At 70.1% G+C, this 16,704-nt stretch carries 20 protein-coding genes; 19 read left to right on the top strand and 1 reads right to left on the bottom strand.

Features of this window, described 5'->3' with window-relative positions; genetic code table 11:
- Window positions 1-170: 170 nt before the first annotated feature.
- Window positions 171-497, top strand: a complete 327-nt coding sequence (locus tag OXU42_08280; protein MDE0029380.1) for a hypothetical protein — start codon at window positions 171-173, stop codon at window positions 495-497.
- A gap of 171 nt (window positions 498-668) precedes the next feature.
- Window positions 669-1,856: an IS110 family transposase gene (locus OXU42_08275; protein ID MDE0029379.1), complete on the top strand. Its 1,188-nt coding sequence runs from the start codon at window positions 669-671 to the stop codon at window positions 1,854-1,856.
- A gap of 471 nt (window positions 1,857-2,327) precedes the next feature.
- Here OXU42_08275 and OXU42_08270 read toward each other — a convergent pair whose 3' ends face one another.
- Window positions 2,328-3,068 carry a S24 family peptidase gene (locus OXU42_08270; protein ID MDE0029378.1) on the bottom strand — a complete coding sequence of 247 codons (741 nt, stop codon included), beginning with the start codon at window positions 3,066-3,068 and terminating at the stop codon, window positions 2,328-2,330.
- 690 nt (window positions 3,069-3,758) lie between these two features.
- Here OXU42_08270 and OXU42_08265 point away from each other — a divergent pair.
- From OXU42_08265 to OXU42_08185, 17 genes are all read left to right on the top strand, one after another.
- The gene (locus tag OXU42_08265) at window positions 3,759-3,986 is read left to right on the top strand and encodes a helix-turn-helix domain-containing protein (GenBank protein ID MDE0029377.1); all 228 of its coding nucleotides are present in this window, start codon (window positions 3,759-3,761) and stop codon (window positions 3,984-3,986) included.
- Window positions 3,983-4,279: a hypothetical protein gene (locus OXU42_08260; GenBank protein ID MDE0029376.1), complete on the top strand. Its 297-nt coding sequence runs from the start codon at window positions 3,983-3,985 to the stop codon at window positions 4,277-4,279. The genes OXU42_08265 and OXU42_08260 overlap by 4 nt, the downstream gene beginning before the upstream one ends.
- Before the next feature lie 9 nt (window positions 4,280-4,288).
- Window positions 4,289-4,582: a type IV conjugative transfer system protein TraL gene (gene traL / locus OXU42_08255; protein ID MDE0029375.1), complete on the top strand. Its 294-nt coding sequence runs from the start codon at window positions 4,289-4,291 to the stop codon at window positions 4,580-4,582.
- A 10-nt stretch (window positions 4,583-4,592) separates the two neighbouring features.
- Window positions 4,593-5,150 (top strand): TraE/TraK family type IV conjugative transfer system protein, encoded by a 558-nt coding sequence (locus OXU42_08250; protein ID MDE0029374.1) that lies wholly within the window; start codon window positions 4,593-4,595, stop codon window positions 5,148-5,150.
- Window positions 5,147-5,956 carry a type-F conjugative transfer system secretin TraK gene (locus tag OXU42_08245; protein MDE0029373.1) on the top strand — a complete coding sequence of 270 codons (810 nt, stop codon included), beginning with the start codon at window positions 5,147-5,149 and terminating at the stop codon, window positions 5,954-5,956. Before OXU42_08250 ends, OXU42_08245 begins: the two co-directional genes overlap by 4 nt.
- Complete coding sequence (locus tag OXU42_08240) at window positions 5,953-7,218, top strand: TraB/VirB10 family protein (protein ID MDE0029372.1); 1,266 nt, start codon at window positions 5,953-5,955, stop codon at window positions 7,216-7,218. The genes OXU42_08245 and OXU42_08240 overlap by 4 nt, the downstream gene beginning before the upstream one ends.
- A complete protein-coding gene (traV, locus tag OXU42_08235) occupies window positions 7,215-7,742 on the top strand; it encodes a type IV conjugative transfer system lipoprotein TraV (protein MDE0029371.1) in 528 nt (175 codons plus the stop codon). The genes OXU42_08240 and traV overlap by 4 nt, the downstream gene beginning before the upstream one ends.
- Window positions 7,739-10,252, top strand: coding sequence for a type IV secretion system protein TraC (gene traC / locus OXU42_08230; GenBank protein MDE0029370.1), 2,514 nt, complete (start codon window positions 7,739-7,741; stop codon window positions 10,250-10,252). Before traV ends, traC begins: the two co-directional genes overlap by 4 nt.
- A gap of 69 nt (window positions 10,253-10,321) precedes the next feature.
- Complete coding sequence (locus OXU42_08225) at window positions 10,322-11,026, top strand: hypothetical protein (GenBank protein ID MDE0029369.1); 705 nt, start codon at window positions 10,322-10,324, stop codon at window positions 11,024-11,026.
- A 30-nt stretch (window positions 11,027-11,056) separates the two neighbouring features.
- Entirely contained in the window at window positions 11,057-11,437 is a 381-nt protein-coding gene (locus tag OXU42_08220; protein MDE0029368.1) for a TrbI F-type domain-containing protein, read from the top strand.
- Window positions 11,434-11,982 (top strand): S26 family signal peptidase, encoded by a 549-nt coding sequence (locus OXU42_08215; protein MDE0029367.1) that lies wholly within the window; start codon window positions 11,434-11,436, stop codon window positions 11,980-11,982. The genes OXU42_08220 and OXU42_08215 overlap by 4 nt, the downstream gene beginning before the upstream one ends.
- Entirely contained in the window at window positions 11,979-12,650 is a 672-nt protein-coding gene (locus tag OXU42_08210; GenBank protein MDE0029366.1) for a type-F conjugative transfer system protein TraW, read from the top strand. The genes OXU42_08215 and OXU42_08210 overlap by 4 nt, the downstream gene beginning before the upstream one ends.
- Window positions 12,647-13,648: a TraU family protein gene (locus tag OXU42_08205; GenBank protein ID MDE0029365.1), complete on the top strand. Its 1,002-nt coding sequence runs from the start codon at window positions 12,647-12,649 to the stop codon at window positions 13,646-13,648. The genes OXU42_08210 and OXU42_08205 overlap by 4 nt, the downstream gene beginning before the upstream one ends.
- A gap of 10 nt (window positions 13,649-13,658) precedes the next feature.
- Window positions 13,659-14,372, top strand: a complete 714-nt coding sequence (trbC, locus tag OXU42_08200; GenBank protein MDE0029364.1) for a type-F conjugative transfer system pilin assembly protein TrbC — start codon at window positions 13,659-13,661, stop codon at window positions 14,370-14,372.
- On the top strand, window positions 14,369-15,445 hold the full coding sequence (gene traN / locus OXU42_08195; GenBank protein ID MDE0029363.1) for a conjugal transfer protein TraN: 1,077 nt from the start codon (window positions 14,369-14,371) through the stop codon (window positions 15,443-15,445). The genes trbC and traN overlap by 4 nt, the downstream gene beginning before the upstream one ends.
- Window positions 15,446-15,456: 11 nt before the next feature.
- A complete protein-coding gene (locus OXU42_08190; protein MDE0029362.1) occupies window positions 15,457-16,281 on the top strand; it encodes a conjugal transfer protein TraF in 825 nt (274 codons plus the stop codon).
- On the top strand, window positions 16,271-16,704 hold a 434-nt coding region (locus OXU42_08185), incomplete at its 3' end, for a conjugal transfer protein TraH (GenBank protein ID MDE0029361.1). The genes OXU42_08190 and OXU42_08185, both read left to right, overlap by 11 nt.

Here is a 16,704-nt window from a genome sequence, read left to right as displayed (position 1 = left end):
GACCCGCCTCCTCAACTCCAACTCCCCCTCGCCTGAAATCTGTGGGACAGCAGTGTACGTGGGTTCATTCGGCAACCAATGAGTTAGTTGTTGCTCCCCCCGGCGAGCAACTGATGGAAAGGAACATTCTTTGCATCATCGAGCGGACCTGAGACTAACGCGCGGAACCTATGAAAACACCCGAGGCGGCCTTCACGGCGCTGCAAGAACCGATGGCTGACAACATCCAGGTCGAGCTAGCTGTCCTCTCTTATGTCCACGAACGCAGTGCAAAGGGAGGCATTATCATCAACCCGCTCAAGCACCTCGAACACATCCCCGACGCCTCGGCCGCACAGATCGACGAGTGCATTCGCGCGTGTTGGGCGTACTTCGACTATCCCCTGTACTGGAGGGAATTCGGCCGCTCCTACGACACTTATTGCTTTGGGCGCCTGACAGAAAAAGGCATCCGCCGCCTAAAGGCTCTCCAGCACCAGGAACATCGACGTCTCTGATCTTTGGCGAGAAGTGCACGGTAAGGGTGCAGCGAGACTAGTTGCGGTACTAGCGGGTGAAAGTCCCGCCGGCGCAATTCTCAGTTTGGCGCCGTAGTTATATCCGGCAGGCGCATGGGGCGACCCTGCGACCTGGAAGCCCGGAAGTAAAAGTCCTGGGGGACGGCGCAACTGCCGAGGGGGTGTGTGGTGGCGATGGAGGCGTGCGGGAGCGCGCACCACTGGGGCCGGCTGGCTATGCGGCTGGGGCACCGAGCAGTGCTGATGAGTCCTCAGTTCGTCGCCCCTTATGTGAAGTCGAACAAGAACGACGTCAACGACGCGGACGGTATCGCCGAGGCGTCTGGGCGACCGACGATGCGGTTCGTGGGGGTGAAGTCGGTGGCGCAGGGACACATCCAGCAGTTGCACCGAGCGCGGCAGATGGCGGTGCGCAACCGCACCGGGCAATGCAACCAGATCACGGGGTTCCTGCTGGAGTACGGCATCGAGTCGCCGAAGGGGGTGAGAGCGGTGCTGCGGCAGCTTGCGGAGGTTTTGGAGGATGCGGAGAACGAGCTGCCGCTGGAGGGGCGAGCGCTGTTGCGGGATCTTGGTGAGGAACTCGGGCGTCTGGATGAACGGGTGAAGCTGTTCGACACACAGGTTGCGGCCACGGCGCAGCGACTGGAGGCGTGCCAGAGGCTGATGGCGATCCCGGGTGTCGGGTTGCAGACGGCGACCGCGCTGGTGGCGGCGGTGGGTGACGCCGCGGAGTTCCGCAACGGCCGAGAGATGGCTGCGTGGCTGGGCCTGGTACCGCGTCAGCGCTCGACGAGCGGCCGTCCGACGCTGTTGGGTATCAGCAAGCGAGGAGACCGGTACCTGCAGACGCTGCTGATCCATGGCGCGTGCTCCTCACTACGCTACGCGTGGAGGCGCACCGACGAACGCAGCCGCTGGGCGCTCGTCCTTGAGCAGCGTCGCGGCCGAAACGTCGCGGCGGTGGCGTTGGCGAACAAGAACGCACGGACGGCGTGGGCGGTGCTGGCGCGCGGGCGACGTTCGACATCCGACATGCCGAGAAGGCCGCATGAAGGAGATAGCCGATGCTCACACCGAGTCAAGGCGCTTCGCTCCGGCCCTTCGGGTGACTCGGTGTTCGCATCGGCTGAATGGCACCCATGGCCGGAAGCGGACTTCCGGCCAGTATTTCTGGCCGAATGCGCCAACTCAGGACGTTTCACAGTCGCGCCGCGGCCCAGGCCAACCCTTTGCAGTGCCCACAAAGACGACGGATGCGGAACTAGCGCTACTCCTCTGCAGAACCGACAACCGCATGAAATCTGGCAGCCCCATTCTCCAAGTTGCGCAAGGTGAAGTGGAAGTGATGGCAGACAGGTCGACCCGACACGCCCAGAGCCTGGTCAATGGTGAGGTCTTCGAGACCGCTCGGTTGTTGAGGCTGGTGTGTGCGAAATCCATCAGGGCCCGGGAGCGGACGCTCCCATCCAGAGGCCGGATATATGCCTGCAACTGACCTGCCCCGTTTACGGAAACGGCACCTTGACACGTGGAGCGGACCATGTATGCCATTGACGGGGTGGGGTCAGGATGATTCCATGCTGCTTGAGCATCCGCGTCGAGGGCTGGTTGGGGTTCGTTCCGGTCCGCAAGCCGCATGGTTCCGTCGAAAGGGTACCGTCCGAACTTCCTGCTTCCGCGCGAAGGCAGCGTGGGGTAGTCCTGAGGGTGGATGACTTTCCGGGCTGTTTCGGTCCGGCCGGGCGACATCCTATCGATCCGGAAGTCTTCGCTCAAGACTCCGGTCGTTCGAGGAAGGTCGAAAGGTCACGTCCTCCTCACAGCCCACAAGACCTTGCCGAGGATGTGGGCGTCCTGTGCGAGGCAGGTGTAGGGGGCATAGTCGGGGTTGGCGGAGATGAGTCTCAGGCGGGGTGGCTCGTCGTCATCCACGGCGTCGCCGCGCACCACCTCCACGTGCTTGACTACCAGCCCGATGCCGTCCCATAGCACGAAGGTCTCGCCGGTGGCCGGGAGCCTGCGGGAGACGTCGACCACGATCCGGTCGCCGTCGCGCAACTCGGGCTCCATGGAGTTGCCCCGGACCCTCAGGATGCGGAGGTTCTCGGGCTCGGCGCCGGCCTCGTGGCGGATCATGTTCTCCGGCCAGTGCCACAGGGCCGTCTCGGAGACGAACTCCTGGGCCGAAGCACCGGCCCCGGCGGCAACCTCCACCGTGACCTCCGGGACCGCCACGAGCGGCGCTCCGGGGAGCGCGGCCAACGTCTGGGGCGGCCTGCGCTTCACGGGCCTCCGTTTCGGCGCCATCTCGTGGCGCAGTTCCGAAGGGTCGCAGCCGAGCATTTCGGCCAGGGTCTCGCTGTCGCGGTAGCCGAGGACGGCAGGGATGCCCCGGTCCACGTACTGCTGGAGGTAGGTCCCGTTGCGGCCGATGGCCAGGGACGCGGCCCTAAGGGCGAGATCGTTTTGGCGAAGCAGGTCCTTGAGCCTCAGCCGGACCGGGTCGCGCCGGACCGCCTCCCTCCGAACCGTGTCGTCCGAGTCCATCCCTTTTCCTTTCATTGGGCAGCCGCCGGAAAAATTCGAAAAAACTTGCCATATCGTAGCGCATACAAGAGCATGGCTACGCGCCATTGCCGTTTTCTGTAGGCTACACACTACAAAAGCCTATTGTCAAGCGCGATTTTCTGCCCTATGTTGAGGCCCATGGCAGCGCTTGACCTCCATCCCGACACCCCCCTGGACGACCTTCTGCGGCGCCTGGTTGCGGCCTTCCTGGAGCGCCACGGAATGAGCGCGCGGCGCTTCGGAGCCGAAGCCCTGGGAGACCCGGATTTCGTGTTCTCACAGGCGCGCGGACGCTCGGTGCGGCTGGCCACGGCGGACCGTGTCCTGGCGTACATGGGTTTTGCGCCGGTGGGGCCGGGTTTCCGGCGCGAGGTGGAGGCGTTCCTGGAGGAGACGGGCGCCACGGCCTCGGTGCTGGGCGCGGAGGCGGCGGGCAACCGGTCCTTCGTGGGCCGGCTCCGCCGGGGGGCGTCGCCCCGGCTCGGGACGGTGGATCGGGTCCGGGCCTGGATGGCGGCCCATGCGGGCGTGGAACAGACCGGCGCCATGCGCGCCGGGATCGAGGACAAGCGCGATCTTGCCGAGGCCATGAGGCCCGGCTCATCCACTGATGCTCCGCTCCCGCCCGCCGGGGGCGGAGCTGATACGGAAAGGGAAGGAGGAAGACTCATGAACGGGAACGGCAGGAAGTATCTGAGCACGCGGGAGGCGGCCGAATGGCTGGGACTTTCGCCGCGGACGCTGGACCGCTACCGGGTGAGCGGCGACGGGCCGGCGTTCCACCGGTTCGGGGGCCGGGTGCGATACTTGGCCGAGGACCTGGACGACTGGGCCTCGGCCCGGCGGCGGCTCTCGACCTCGGACGACGGGACCGCCGGACGGGAGGGGAGGCCATGAGGACTTATTCACTGACAGGATGGACGCTCCTGGCTTTGGCATGGACGGTTTTGAGCGTGGACCCTGCGTGGGCCACGACGGACACGACCTTCGCCGGGCCGCTGGGCACGGTGACCGGCATCGTCTCGGGTACGGGCGGGCAGTTGGCGGCGGCGCTCGCGGTGGGAGCCGCGCTGGTGGGCTCGGTGATGCGTTTCAACGCCGCGCAACTGGCGGGCGCGGTCGGGGTGGGCATCGCGGCCGGGGCGGGCACGGGCATCGTCACGGGCCTCGTGGGCACGGCGATCATATGAGGCCGGCGGATGAGCGACTTGGCCCGGCACACGATCCCCTCGCGCCTGGACGATCCCGAGCGTTGGCTCTTCTGGACGCTGGACGAGGCGGCGGCGCTTCTGGGGCCCGCGGTCCTGGGACTGGCTGCCAACGCGTTCGTGACCGGGCTTTTGGCCGGTCTCGGGGCGTGGGCGCTGCTCCGCCGGGCGAAACGGGGCGGAGGGGCGGACATGGCGCTCTGCGCGCTCTACTGGTTCCTGCCGTCCTTCGCGTCGGGAATGAAGGCCGCGCCCCCGAGCCACCTGCGCCGGTTCATCGGGTGAGGAGGCCTGGATGAGACGGGAATTGCTGGAAGCGGAGCACCGGCGGGTGCGGGACGGTCGCGCGGCCCTGGCCGTGCTGCTGGGGCTCTCGCTCCTGGCCAACCTGGGATTGAGTCTTGGCCTGGCCTCGGTGGAGCGCATGACGGTGCTGGTCCCGGCGGTCGCGGGGCCTTCGTGGGAAGTGGGAACGAGCCGGGCCGGGGTCCGCTACCTGGAGGACATGGGACGCACCGTGGCGGTGACGCTGCTGACGCTCACACCGGAGAACTCGGAGCACGTTCGGGAGGCCGCGGCGCGGCTGAGCCACGCCTCGGCGCGGGGCGCCATAGGCGCATGGGTGGCGGCCGAGGCCGGGCGCATGGAGCGGCGGGACCTGGCGACGGCGTTCTATCCCGAGCGGATCGAGGCGGACGCCGGGAGGTTGACGGTCACGGTGACCGGGGAGCTTGCGGCCTGGATCGGACGCGAGCCCGTGTCGCGGGAGCGGAAGCGCTACCGGATGGCGTTCCGTGTGGACGCGGGACGGATAGGGCTTCTGCGTTTCGAGGAACTGGAGGATGGGAAATGAAACGAACGAAGGCAAGACGGAGTGCGGTGAGAAGGGTTGCGGGCCGGGCCGGGAGGGCATTTCGGCGTGCGCCGATTCCGGCGTTCGCATGGGCGGCGCTGCTTTCCTGCATGCCCGCTCCGGCGCCGGCGATGCAGGTCCTGGACGCCGTGGACCACGCAGAGCTCGAAGCGGAGATCTCGGACCGGGCGGTGAGCCGCATTGCGCTCGCGGGCGACCGGATCGCGCGCATCATCCGTGGACCCGACGGCTTCGTGGTGGAGCACGACGCGGCGCGCGGAGACGTCTACCTGCGTCCCGCTGACGTCCCGGGCGGTTTCCCTGGCGGGGTCTCCTACCCCGAGCCGCTCACGTTCTTCGTCGGGACGGCCGCGGGCTTCACCTACCGGCTGGCGCTCAAGGTGGCGGACCGCGGCTCGGCCCAGATCCTGATCCGCAACGGGGCCACGGCAACGCAGGCCGACCTCGCCGAAGCGGGCGATGGGCGCGTGGGGATGCTGGCGGCCCTGGTCGGCGCAGTGGCGTGCCGCGAGCCGCTTCCACGGTACGCGATCGAGGCGGCGGGCGGAAAACCCGACGCGGACGGCCTTCGGCTCATGGAGATCTGGCGCGGGCCCCGGTTCACGGCGCGGGTTCTGGAAGCGGAGGCGGGATCGGATTCGGATGCCGAGGACCTGGCGGGCCGTCATGCGGCAGACACGGCCGCGGTCTGGGTGGGACCGCCGGGAAGCGGTCCTGCGGGCGGGCGGCTTGTGGTGGCGGTGGCGGATGCCTTCGGGGCCGGCTCGGTGGGGAGGAATCCATGACCGGCGGGGAGAAGACGCGGATGGACCCGGAGACCCGGCGCGCGCGCCAGCGGCAGTTGCTCCTGTTCTCGGGGCTCGCGGCGGCAGGGCTGATGGTGTTCGCGGTATGGATCTCGGCCGGCGGCGGCAAGGGGCCGGCGCCTTCGGGCGGGATCGATGCGGAGCTTGTGGGGGACGGGACCGCGGAGGCGAGCTGGGTGCGCCGCTCCGAGGCCCGGATCGGCCAGTTGGAGGCGCGTCTTCGGGAGGCGGAGACGCAAGGGCGTCGGTTCGAGGAAGAGAACGCGCGGCTCAGGGCGCGCCTCAAGCGCGACGCCGACGATGCCCGGGCGATAATCGACCAACAGGCGGCGATCATGGAGGCGTTGACGCGCCGGCTCGAATCCCCGGCCGACGCGCTGGTTGAGGACGGCCGGGCGGGCGCGGGGGATTTCCTCGGCGCAGGGCGTTCGGCTTCAGGCCGTGCGTCCGCCGAAGCCCGGGGCGCAGAGGACACGCCGGCCGGACCGATGATCCGGGAGTTCGAAGACCGGGCGGGTTCGCCCGCGGGTGCTGCCGCCGGCGGACCGCGCCCTCTGGAGTACTGGCTCCCGGCGGGCTCCCATGCGGACGCCGTGGTGCTGGCCGGAGTGGACGCCTCGGCGGGCGTGAGCTCGCAGGGCGATCCCCGGCCGGTGCTGCTGCGGCTCACCAGCCGGGCCCGGAGCGCCGCCGAGGGCGGCGAGGCGCTCGAGGCGGACGTGGCGGGCTGCACGCTCACGGGCGCCGCCTACGGAGACCTCTCCTCGGAGAAGGTCTACGTGCGGTTGAGAACCCTGACGTGCGCCGGACCCGAGCCTGGGACCGTGATCGAGACGGAGGTGGCGGGGTTCGTGGCCGGAAGCGGCAAGGCGGGAGTGAGGGGTCCGGTGGTGAGCCGGGAGGGGGCCTTGATCGAGAAGGCGTTCCTTGCGGGCCTCGTCTCGGGCGCGGGGGAGTCCGCGGCCAACCTGCTCCAGCCCGGGGCGGCGAGCCCGGGCGGGGACGGAGCCGCGAGCGGCGCGAGCCTCGTGGACGTGGGCCGGGCGGGCCTGGGCGCAGGGGCGGGCTCGGCAGGCCGCAGAGTCGCCGACTACCTGATCCGCCGGGCCGAGCAGTACCAGCCGGTGATCCAGTTGCAGACGGGAACGCGGGTGACGGTGGTGTTCATGGAGGGCGCCCGGCTGGACGGGCGCGGGGACATCGGGAGCGGGAACGACAACGGGAAGGCGGGCGGATCATGAGAACACAAGCGACGATCCATTGGCGAAGAGCCGGAGTCGGGCAGGCGGTCCCAGCACTCCTTGCGGCGGCGCTGGTCCTGGGCGGTTGCTCGGCCACGCACGTGGGCGACGCCTGGCAGTGTCCGGTAGCGCAGGGCGCGGCGTGCGCGAGCGTGGCGGAGGCCGATCCCGCGGTGAAAAAGGCGGAGAAGGCCCGGGAGGCCGCGGTCCCGGCATTGCCGGGACAGTTGGAAGTGGACGATGCCGACCGCCTTGGCGGTGAGTGCGCCGGGGGCTGCGATCCTCTCGCCTGGCTGACGAAGTGGCTGGGCGGCCTCGCTGGGCCTGGCGGCACCACGGCTGTTGCCGAGCCGGAGCCGGTTTCAGCGAGCGAGGAAGCCCCGGATCCGGTCAGTGAGGATCTCCGGACAAGGGAGCGGATCGCGCGCATCTGGATCGCTCCGTTCGTGGACTCGGACGGGGTCTACCGCGAGGGCCACTGGGTGCGGGCGGTGCTGGAGCCGTCGCGCTGGAGGCTCCGGTGATCGAGCGGCTCAGGGACCTGCTCGCGGGACCGGACGCGCTCCAGCCCTGGACGCTCCCGGCCCTGCCCTCTCCGCTCGTGGACCTCCTTCCCTGGCGGGCGTGGGACGAGGGGAGCGATCTCTACCTGAACGAGGGGAGCTGCGGCTTCCTGCTGGAGCTCCCGCCCTTCGTGGGCATCGACGAGGGAACCCTGGAGGCGCTGGCGGGCACGCTGGCCGACGCCGCTCCGGAGCGCTCGGTGGTGCAGGTGATCCACTGGACGAGTCCGCGCTACGGGGCGGCGATCCGGAACTGGGCCGAGCCGCGGCATCGCACGGGCGGCGTGCAGGCGGGTATGGCGGCGCGGCGCCGGGCGCTCTTCGCGCACGCGGGGTGGCGCCCGCTCCACGCGGGCGGCCCTCCGTTCACGCTCAGGGACTGCCGGGTGTTCCTGGCGGCGTGCCTCGCGGGCGGGCCGGGACCCGCGGCCGAGACCGCGCTCGGGGGTTTTCGCCGGGCTCTCGAGGGGACGCTCGCCTCGGCCGGGGCCGAGGCGAGGCGGGTGGACCCGGACACGCTGCTTTCGCTCGCTGCCGAGCTCACCGCTCCGGATCCCGAGGGGAAGCACGACGGGGAACTCGACCGGCCCCGCCGGCGCTGGTCGCCCCGGGACCCGATCCACCTCCAGTGCGCCGCGCCGGGCCGCGCCCTTTCGGTGGCCCCCGCGGGCCTGGTGTTCCACCACCCGGACGGGACGGACGTGGCGGTGCGGGTGCTCTCGGCGCGGTCGTTCCCGGAGGTGTGGCCGGGCTGGCGCGGCAACGCCCTCATCGGCGACTTCCACAGGGACTTCCTTCAGCCAGGCACCCCGGTGCTGACATCTCTCACCGTGATGATGGGCGATGCCGCGGACGGCGAGCGCGCCTTCCTGAAATCAGCCCGGGCGACGCAGCAGGCGGGCACGGGGATCGCGCGCTACCTGCCGGGCCTTCCGGAGAAGGCCCGGGACTGGCGCTTCGTCACCGAGCGGCTCAAGGAGGGCGAGCGCCTGGTCAGGGCCTGCTGCATGATCGCGGTCTACGCGCCCCTGGACGGGATCGACGAGGCCGAGCAGGCGGTGCGGGCCATCTACCACGGCCAGGGCTGGCGCCTGGGAGCGGAGCGCTACGCGCATCTTCCGGCCTGGCTCTCGTGCCTGCCCATGGTCCCCGCCGGCGGGCTCGACTCGGACCTGGCCAGGATGGGGCGGATGAAGACCCTTCTCACCTCGTCGGTCGTGAACCTCGCTCCCGTGCACGGGGAGTGGCGGGGCCAGGAAGCTCTGCGCGATGCGCCTCCGGCCCTGTTGCTCATCGGCAGGCGGGGCCAGCCCGCGTGCTGGTCGCCCTTCGCCAACGAGGCCGGCAACTACAACGTGGCGGTGACCGGCAAGTCCGGGTCCGGCAAGTCGGTGCTCATGCAGGAACTGGTCTCGGGGATCGCGGGCGCGGGCGGCGAGGCCGTGGTGATAGACGATGGCCGTTCCTTCCAGCACACGGCCGAGGCCCTGGGCGGGGCCTTCATCGCCTTCGGCAAGGACCCCGCCCGGCTGAACCCCTTCGCCATGATCGACGCGGAGGCGGCAAACCGGGACAGCGACTACCGCGAGGAGTGTTTTGCGATGCTGGCAGCCGTGATCGGGCGCATGTGCCGCCGGCGCGGGCGCATCGACGACATCGAGGCGGCGCTCATCGACGAGGCCACCGCGGCCGCCTGGGAGGAGGCCGGGAACGGCGCCGACCTGGGCGCCGTGCAGCGAAAGCTCGAAACGGCCGGCGACCGGCGGGCGTCGGACATGGCCTTGGCGCTCGGACCGTGGCGGCCGGGGGGCGCTTTCGGGCGGCTCTTCGAGGGTAGCGAGACCCCTGCCCTTGACTCCGCGCTCACGGTGTTCGAGTTGGCCGAGCTCAAGGGCCGGGGCGACCTCCAGGGCGTGGTGCTGATGCTTGTCATCTTCCTCGCGACCCAGCGCATGTACCACGGCCCGCGCACCCGGCCCAAGGCCATCGTCATCGACGAGGCCTGGGATCTTCTGTCCGGCGAGGACAGCAAGGCTTTCCTCGAAGGCGCGGCCAGGCGGGCGCGAAAGTACCGCGGCGCGCTGGTCACCGGCACCCAGAGCGTCAACGACTACTACGCCAATCCCGCGGCCCGCGCCGCCTGGGAGAACTCGGACTGGGTGATCTTCCTGGCGCAGAAGGACGAGTCCGTGGAGCTCCTGAAACAGGAGAAGCGCATCCACTGCGACCCGGGCATGGAGCGGGCGCTCAAGAGCCTCGCCACCGTGGACGGGCGGCATGCGGAACTGCTTCTGCACGGGCCTGACGGCTGGCGGGTGGCGCGGCTGGCGCTCGACCGCTGGTCCACGGCGCTCTACTCCTCGCGCGGACCGGCGTTCGCCATGGTCGAGCGGCTGAAGGACGAGGGCCTCACCACGGAGCAGGCCATCGACCGCATCGCCGAGGGCGGGGCGGCAGACGACGCGCCGTGACGGGAGCGGCGTACACAAGGAGACGCGATGAACGCACGGAATGGCAAACGAGGACGGTTGCGAACCGCGATGGGTGAAGATGGATCTGGAGAACGGCCTCTCAACTGGCCGGGGGACCCGGAGTCGTTGACGGCCGACGCCGTGGACTTCGAGGCCTTGGCCCGCGTGCTGGCCAACACCTGCCGACGCGGAGGCCGGCTCCGGCGGTTCCACTCCCTGGCCGTCCATGCGGTGCTCGTGAGCGAGGCCATCGAGGCCTTGGGAGGACCCGAAGCCGGGGAAAGCCGGACGGTGTTGCTCCATGCGCTTCTGGCCAACGCCAGTGTCGCATGGCTGGGCGCGGAGGCGGCCGACTCCCAGCGTGGGGCCGAGCGCCTGAAGCGGCTCCGGGAGACCGTGGACCGGACCGTGCGCGCGGCGGCCGGACTCCAGGGAAAGCCATCGCCCGAAGAGGCCGAACTGCTGCGTTTCGTCTCGCGCATGGCCGAGGCGGCGGAGGACCGGGATATTCCGGGAGCGCGCGGCGGCGCGGCTTCGGCAGTCTCCTTCCCGCCTCTGCCCGGCCGGATACGGACCGTGGAGCCCGACAGGGCGGCCAGGCTGTGGCTGGACCGCCTCCAGAAGCTGAGGGGGCCTTCGAGCGTGGAAGGCGGCGCCGTAGCGCCTTCGGCCGAGGAGTCCGGGAACGGGAGTGACTCCGTTTCACGGGATGAACCGCGGCCGGCGGACATTGGGGCCGGACGCGATGCCGGAGGGACGGGTGATGAAGCCTGAGATGGCGTGGAAGACAGCGGAGGCGCGGCCATGAGCGGGGTCTCCACGCTCGGGGCCGCCTTGGTGCTCACCGTGGGCATGGCCGCGGCGGTGTCGGCCATCACGGCGCGCATGGTCCTGGAGAGGATTCCACGCATCGCGAGCGTGCGGCTGGCCGAACTGACCGCGGAATACGTGACGCAGGCCGCACGGGAACGCAAAGGCCGGGACGAGGTGGCGGAGGCCGCTCGCGACTGGGCCAGGCATCTTGACGAGGCGCTGGTCCGGACCTCGGCGCGTCACCGGGTGGTGCTGCTTCCCGCAAGGGCGGTCGCCGCGGGCGCGGAGGACTTCACGGCTGAGGTGAAGGCCACGATGCGGGCGGCGGCACGGGAAGACGATGTTCCCGCGAGCCGGGAGGCGGAACGATGAGGAGGAGCAACCCCCTGGAAGGCCGGAAGCGACGCGGCAACAGGCTTCTTGCCTGGGCGGTGGCGCTGACGCTCGTATGGCTCGCCCTTGCCTCGCGCGTGCATGTCAATGCGAGCTGGTCGGACGGGGCCTGGGGCTACCTCATGCTGCCGCTCCCTGGCGCGCCCGGGCGCGGGGAATCTGTGGTGTTCGAGCCTCTGGAGGCGGTGGGTTCTCCGGTCCCGTACCTCAAGACCGTGCACGGTCTGCCGGGAGACCGTGTGGAGGTGGACGGCAATCGCCGTGTGCGGGTGAACGGCAAGGTCCTGGGCATCGCCAAGACCCACGCCCGTGACGGGCGGCCGCTGAAGATCACCCGGCCGGGGGTGATTCCGCCGGACCGCTATTACGTCCACGCCGATCATGCGGACAGCCACGACAGCCGCTACGCGGAGATCGGGCTGGTGGCGCGGGAGCAGATCCTCGGCCGCGCCCTGGCGCTGCCGGACATTCCGTGGCTGGGGCTGGAGGGTTCTCTGGCCGGACGCGGGGAGGAGCAGCCGTGACGCGGCAACAGCTCCAGACCTGCTTGTTGTTCGCGGCCCTCGGCTGCGCGCTGACGCTCGCGGCGCAACCCGCTTCGGCGAAGGACCTTGGAATCCGTGGCGCGGTATGGCCGGTGGCCGAGCCCGATCTCCTCATCCAGATAGAAGCTCGGCTTGGAGAGATGGAGGCCTCGGGTGAGATGGCCCGCATGCGCCGCGAGGCCGTGGAGCGGGCGCGGCAGAGGATCGAGGCCCCGGAACGCGTTGAGGGCATCGAGGCGGCGCGCGTTCACCGCACGCGGCTCTTCGCTCCTTCCATCATTCTGGACAGGGACATCCGTGCGGCGGACGGGACCCTGATCGCGGCCCGGGGCGCGCGGGTGAACCCGCTCGACATGCAGCCGCTGACCCGGGACCTTCTCTTCATCGACGGGGCGCGTTCCGTGGAGGTGGCCTGGGCGCTTCGCCACGAGCGGCCCTCCAGGATCGTGCTCGTGGCGGGCCGTCCGCTGGACCTCATGCGGGTCCACGGCCGGCCGTTCTTCTTCGACCAGGGCGGCCGGCTCTCGAAGCGGCTCGGGCTCCGCGCCACCCCGTCGGTGGTCGCGGCCGAAGGACCGGCGCTTCGGATCACGGAAGTGCCGCTTGAGGACGAGGCGGACGCGACGAACGCGGAGGGACGGCCATGAGGCGCTTGACGACCATCGCCGCGGCGCTGGTTCTCTTCGGTGTTCTGTCCGCCGGAACCGCGCACGCCCAGTCGTGCACCGGGCGTTTCGTGAACCCTGTCACGGACGTGTGCTGGGAGTGTCTGTTCCCGATCTCCATCGGGCCGATCAACATGGGCAGCGCCGCGGGCGCGCCGGACACGCCCAATCCCGGATCGCCCATCTGCTTCTGCGGCAGCCCGGTCCCCCGCATTGGACTCTCGCTCGGCGTGTGGGAGCCGGCGAGGCTCCTCGACGTGAGCCGCGCGCCCTGGTGCTTCCCGAACCTTGGCGGCATGACCGTGGACCCGGGTCTTCCGGCCGGGCGGGGACGCACGGCCTCGTCGGGCGGCGACGGGGCTTCGGGGTCCACGTGGCACGCGCACTACTACGTCTACCCGCTGCTGTCCTGGATCGGCGCGCTGCTCGATCTCGGCTGCCTCGAAGGAGGAAGCCTGGACATCGCCTGGGTCTCGGAGCTCGATCCGACCTGGCGGGACGACGAGCTGTCGTTCCTGATGAACCCGGAGGCCGCGCTGTTCGCGGACCTCCCGGCCCAGGCGGCGTGCGCCGCCGACTGCGCGGCCGCATCCGCCGGGCTGCCGCTTGATCCGCTCTTCTGGTGCGCGGGCTGTCAGGGCGGCATGTATCCCCTGACAGGGAACGTGGCCGCCCACGTGGGCGGGGTCCAGGCGTCTCTCCTCGCGGCCCAGCGGCTCGTGTTCCGCCTGCACCGGATGCTGCTCGCCTGGGGCACCTCCGGGCCGGCCGCGCTCTGCGGCCGATACCCGATGCCGGTCATGAAGAAGTCCCAGTACCGCTGGCAGATGACCCAGCCCGTGCCCGCCACCTCGCCGCTCACGGGCTGCAACCCGACGGGACGGTCCTCGGTGCTGTGGGAGGCGCTCCGAGAGCTTCCCGTTGCGGGCGAGAATTTCGGGTATTTGCTCTGGCGCAAGGCAAACTGCTGCCTTTTGTGAGGACGCCGGCATGAACCGCAAACAGACTGTCGCAACAGCCGCGTCATTGATCTTCGTGCTCGGCTTGACGGCCTGGCGCGGCACGGGCCGCGCAGAGGAAACTCCCCAGGACGCGGCACGCCACGTGGTGGACCGGGTTCTGCTGAATGCGGAGCCGGACGGCGGCCGCGACCTGGAAGATTGGTCGCGTTCGGTGATCCGGCACGCAATGGAACGCGCAGGGCAGAATGCCTCCGGCGGGTCCGCTCCCCTTCCGGCCGAGGGACACGCGGGCCGCTTGTTGGCAAGCCTGTCCGGCCGCGCCAACGGTCCCGAGGTGATCGTCTTCATGAGCCTGTCGGCGCCGGCGGAGAGCTGGAGGCAGTGGAGCCGCGAGGCGGCGCGGATCGGCGCGCCGCTGTTGCTGCGGGGACTGGCTCCGGATGGTTTCCGGGCCACGGTGAAGCGCGTCGGCGCATATTTGGACCGTGAAAGCGGAGCCGCCATCGACCCGCGCCTGTTCCGCCTGTTCGACATAACGGCGGTCCCCGCGGTCGCGGTGGTCCCGGGCGGGGTCCCGCCTTGCGAAAGCCGGGCCTGCGTCTCCGACGCGGCCCCGCCCCACGACCGGATCGCCGGCAACATCGGCCTGGAAGCGGCGCTCGAAGCCGTCGCTGTCGAGGGCGGGCCGGGCCGCGCGACGGCGCGCCGCCATCTGGCGGCGTTGAGAGGAGAACTGCCATGAGCTGCTCCTACGGAATGAAGGCTGTCGTCGCGACCCTTCTTCTCGCCGGACATTTCGCCCACGACCCCGCAGAGGCGGAAGACCCGAAGGCGGCGGCCCGCGCCTTGGGCCAAGCGGGCGGGGCGGCTGCGAGCGCGATTGCGAGGGACTCGGGCTCTGCCGCTCACGTGCCCGGCTATGCCGGCACGAACCTGCCGGAGCGGGGCATGAGCGCCGGCGAGCTGGAAACGGCGGCGAACCGTGTCCTGGCCGACTCCGCCGATCCCGGCGGCCAGGCCGGCCGCGCGGTGATCGAAGGCACCGCCGCGCGGCCTGTGGCGGAGGTCGAGGCGGACGATCCGATCGTGCAACGCGGAGACGGCATTGAAGGCGATGCGCAGTCTCCACGCTGGAGCGCGGATGGGCTTGCTTCGGGATCTGTGACGGGCTGCGGCGCCGGAGTAAGGGATGCCGGGTCGGGCGGGCCGTGCGGCTCGGTGTCGTGGTGCATGGGGGCTGGCTGCGAGACCGCGGAGTCCAGTGCCAACACCGGGTTCGTGGAGTCCGCGGCCCGCCTCAACATGGTGGTCGAGCTGGGCGGAGACGAGTTCAACCGCGGGAACCTGCGGTTCTTCAACGGCAAGCGCCGCTCCTGCCGCATCCGCTGGGGAGGACTCGCGAACTGCTGCAAGAACTCCGGCGCGCTCCTGGGCCTCGGGAACTGCACGAAGGAGGAGCGCCTCCTGGCCAGGGAGCGCCATGCCGGGAACACGCACTACCTGGGCAAGCGTTGCACGCGGCGGGTGCTGGGGGTGTGCGTCCGCCGGGAACGCTCCTGGTGCGTGTTCGGCTCCAAGCTCGGACGCATCCTCCAGGAAGCGGCCCGGAGCCAGCTCGGGCTGGGCTGGGGAAGCTGCCGGGGCTTCACGGTCCGGGAGATGGAACGCATCGACTTCGGGGCCGTGGACCTCTCGGAGTTCACCCAGGACCTTGTGGACGGGTCGCGGGAGCCGTCCATCGACCTTCCGGAAGCGGATCAGGCGGGCGCGGTGATGCGCACGCGCATCCGGGACTTCTACCAGAGGAAGAAGTGATGAGGACAGCCATGAGCAGCGTCAGTGCGCTATCCCTCGTGTGCTTCCTGGGCATCCTGGCGGCGCTGCCCGCCGATGCGCGGGAATGGAGGCCGTGGTGCGGCCCTCCACAGGGTATGGACGGGGACGCTTCGCCGTCGCTCGGGTGGCATTTCTACTGCGACCGTGACGAGGGAGACGCAGAGGCAGATGAGACACGGGCCCCGAAGCAGCCCCCCGCCCAGCCCGAAAGCCCCATGGAACGCATCCGGGAGAGGCGCCGGGCCCTGGAGGAGGCTCGGGCGAAGGCGGTCCTGGATCCCAACCCAGGGAACGTCGCGGCCTACCTCCGCCTCCAGCAGGAAGTCTTGCAGAGGGCTGCGTCCTTCTCGGACGCGTTCCGGCGCACGGTCTGGGGGAGCCCGGACCTCGACTACATGCTCAGGCGCCCGGTGGGCGCGCTCGCCAAGAGGCTCTGGTCGGACGAGCGGCGGGCCGAGCGCACAGCGGTATTGGCCCGGCTCGGGGAGCGTTACGGGCTCATCTACCTGGGCGACGCCAACTGCCCCGCATGCCGCGTGTTCGGACCGCTCCTGCGGGCCTTCGTGTTGCGCTACAAGCTCGACGTGCTCGCGGTCTCGATGACGGGCGAGCCGCTGGAAGGCTGGCCGGAGGCCGTACCCGACCAGGGCCGGGCCGCGCGGCTGGGTCTCACGACAAGGGTCGTCCCCGCCGTGTTCCTCTATGACACGCGGACGTCAAGGGCCCTGCCGGTATCGTTCGGAGTGGTGGCGGAGGACCAGCTTGCCGAGCGCATCTTCGCCCTGACTTCACGGGAGGTGGGGAGTGACTACTGAACGCCTGAACATTCGCATCCGGAACCATGTCTGCGCATTCGCGGCGGCGCTGATGGCGGCAGGCCTCTGCCTCGCGCCGTCGGTCCATGCGGACGTTCTCTCGGAGATTGAGAACTTCTGGAGGGGCGCGGCCGTGAACACGACCGGGCCGACCGCCTTCGACGGCCAGGCCTCCGGCCACTGGACGCTCGGCAACCTCTACCTGCGGGCGCCCGTGCGGCAGGAACCCATCGCGACCGTGAGCCTGCCCTCGTTTCGGGCGGGCTGCGGCGGCATCGACGCGTTCGCGGGCTCGTTCTCGTTCATCGACTCCGACCAGTTGATCGCCTTCGGCCGCGCGGTGGCTCAGAACGCCGCGGGCTTCGCCTTCGAGCTGGCCCTGGAGACCATCTCGCCGGTGATCGCCGAGACCATGTCGAAGCT

The organism is Deltaproteobacteria bacterium (assembly GCA_028818775.1).
In the GTDB taxonomy this organism is placed as follows: Bacteria; Desulfobacterota; Binatia; order UBA9968; family JAJDTQ01; genus JAJDTQ01.
This window is presented reverse-complemented; position numbering and strand designations above follow the sequence as displayed.

What these genes read in the sequence shown, in the direction of transcription:
- OXU42_08280 (MDE0029380.1), top strand. Translation starts at nt 171, where the DNA reads ATGAAAACACCCGAGGCGGCCTTCACGGCGCTGCAAGAACCGATGGCT.
- OXU42_08270 (MDE0029378.1), bottom strand. Translation starts at nt 3,068, where the DNA reads ATGGACTCGGACGACACGGTTCGGAGGGAGGCGGTCCGGCGCGACCCG.
- OXU42_08265 (MDE0029377.1), top strand. Translation starts at nt 3,759, where the DNA reads ATGAACGGGAACGGCAGGAAGTATCTGAGCACGCGGGAGGCGGCCGAA.
- OXU42_08260 (MDE0029376.1), top strand. Translation starts at nt 3,983, where the DNA reads ATGAGGACTTATTCACTGACAGGATGGACGCTCCTGGCTTTGGCATGG.
- traL (MDE0029375.1), top strand. Translation starts at nt 4,289, where the DNA reads ATGAGCGACTTGGCCCGGCACACGATCCCCTCGCGCCTGGACGATCCC.
- OXU42_08250 (MDE0029374.1), top strand. Translation starts at nt 4,593, where the DNA reads ATGAGACGGGAATTGCTGGAAGCGGAGCACCGGCGGGTGCGGGACGGT.
- OXU42_08245 (MDE0029373.1), top strand. Translation starts at nt 5,147, where the DNA reads ATGAAACGAACGAAGGCAAGACGGAGTGCGGTGAGAAGGGTTGCGGGC.
- OXU42_08240 (MDE0029372.1), top strand. Translation starts at nt 5,953, where the DNA reads ATGACCGGCGGGGAGAAGACGCGGATGGACCCGGAGACCCGGCGCGCG.
- traV (MDE0029371.1), top strand. Translation starts at nt 7,215, where the DNA reads ATGAGAACACAAGCGACGATCCATTGGCGAAGAGCCGGAGTCGGGCAG.
- OXU42_08225 (MDE0029369.1), top strand. Translation starts at nt 10,322, where the DNA reads ATGGGTGAAGATGGATCTGGAGAACGGCCTCTCAACTGGCCGGGGGAC.
- OXU42_08220 (MDE0029368.1), top strand. Translation starts at nt 11,057, where the DNA reads ATGAGCGGGGTCTCCACGCTCGGGGCCGCCTTGGTGCTCACCGTGGGC.
- OXU42_08215 (MDE0029367.1), top strand. Translation starts at nt 11,434, where the DNA reads ATGAGGAGGAGCAACCCCCTGGAAGGCCGGAAGCGACGCGGCAACAGG.
- OXU42_08205 (MDE0029365.1), top strand. Translation starts at nt 12,647, where the DNA reads ATGAGGCGCTTGACGACCATCGCCGCGGCGCTGGTTCTCTTCGGTGTT.
- trbC (MDE0029364.1), top strand. Translation starts at nt 13,659, where the DNA reads ATGAACCGCAAACAGACTGTCGCAACAGCCGCGTCATTGATCTTCGTG.
- traN (MDE0029363.1), top strand. Translation starts at nt 14,369, where the DNA reads ATGAGCTGCTCCTACGGAATGAAGGCTGTCGTCGCGACCCTTCTTCTC.
- OXU42_08190 (MDE0029362.1), top strand. Translation starts at nt 15,457, where the DNA reads ATGAGCAGCGTCAGTGCGCTATCCCTCGTGTGCTTCCTGGGCATCCTG.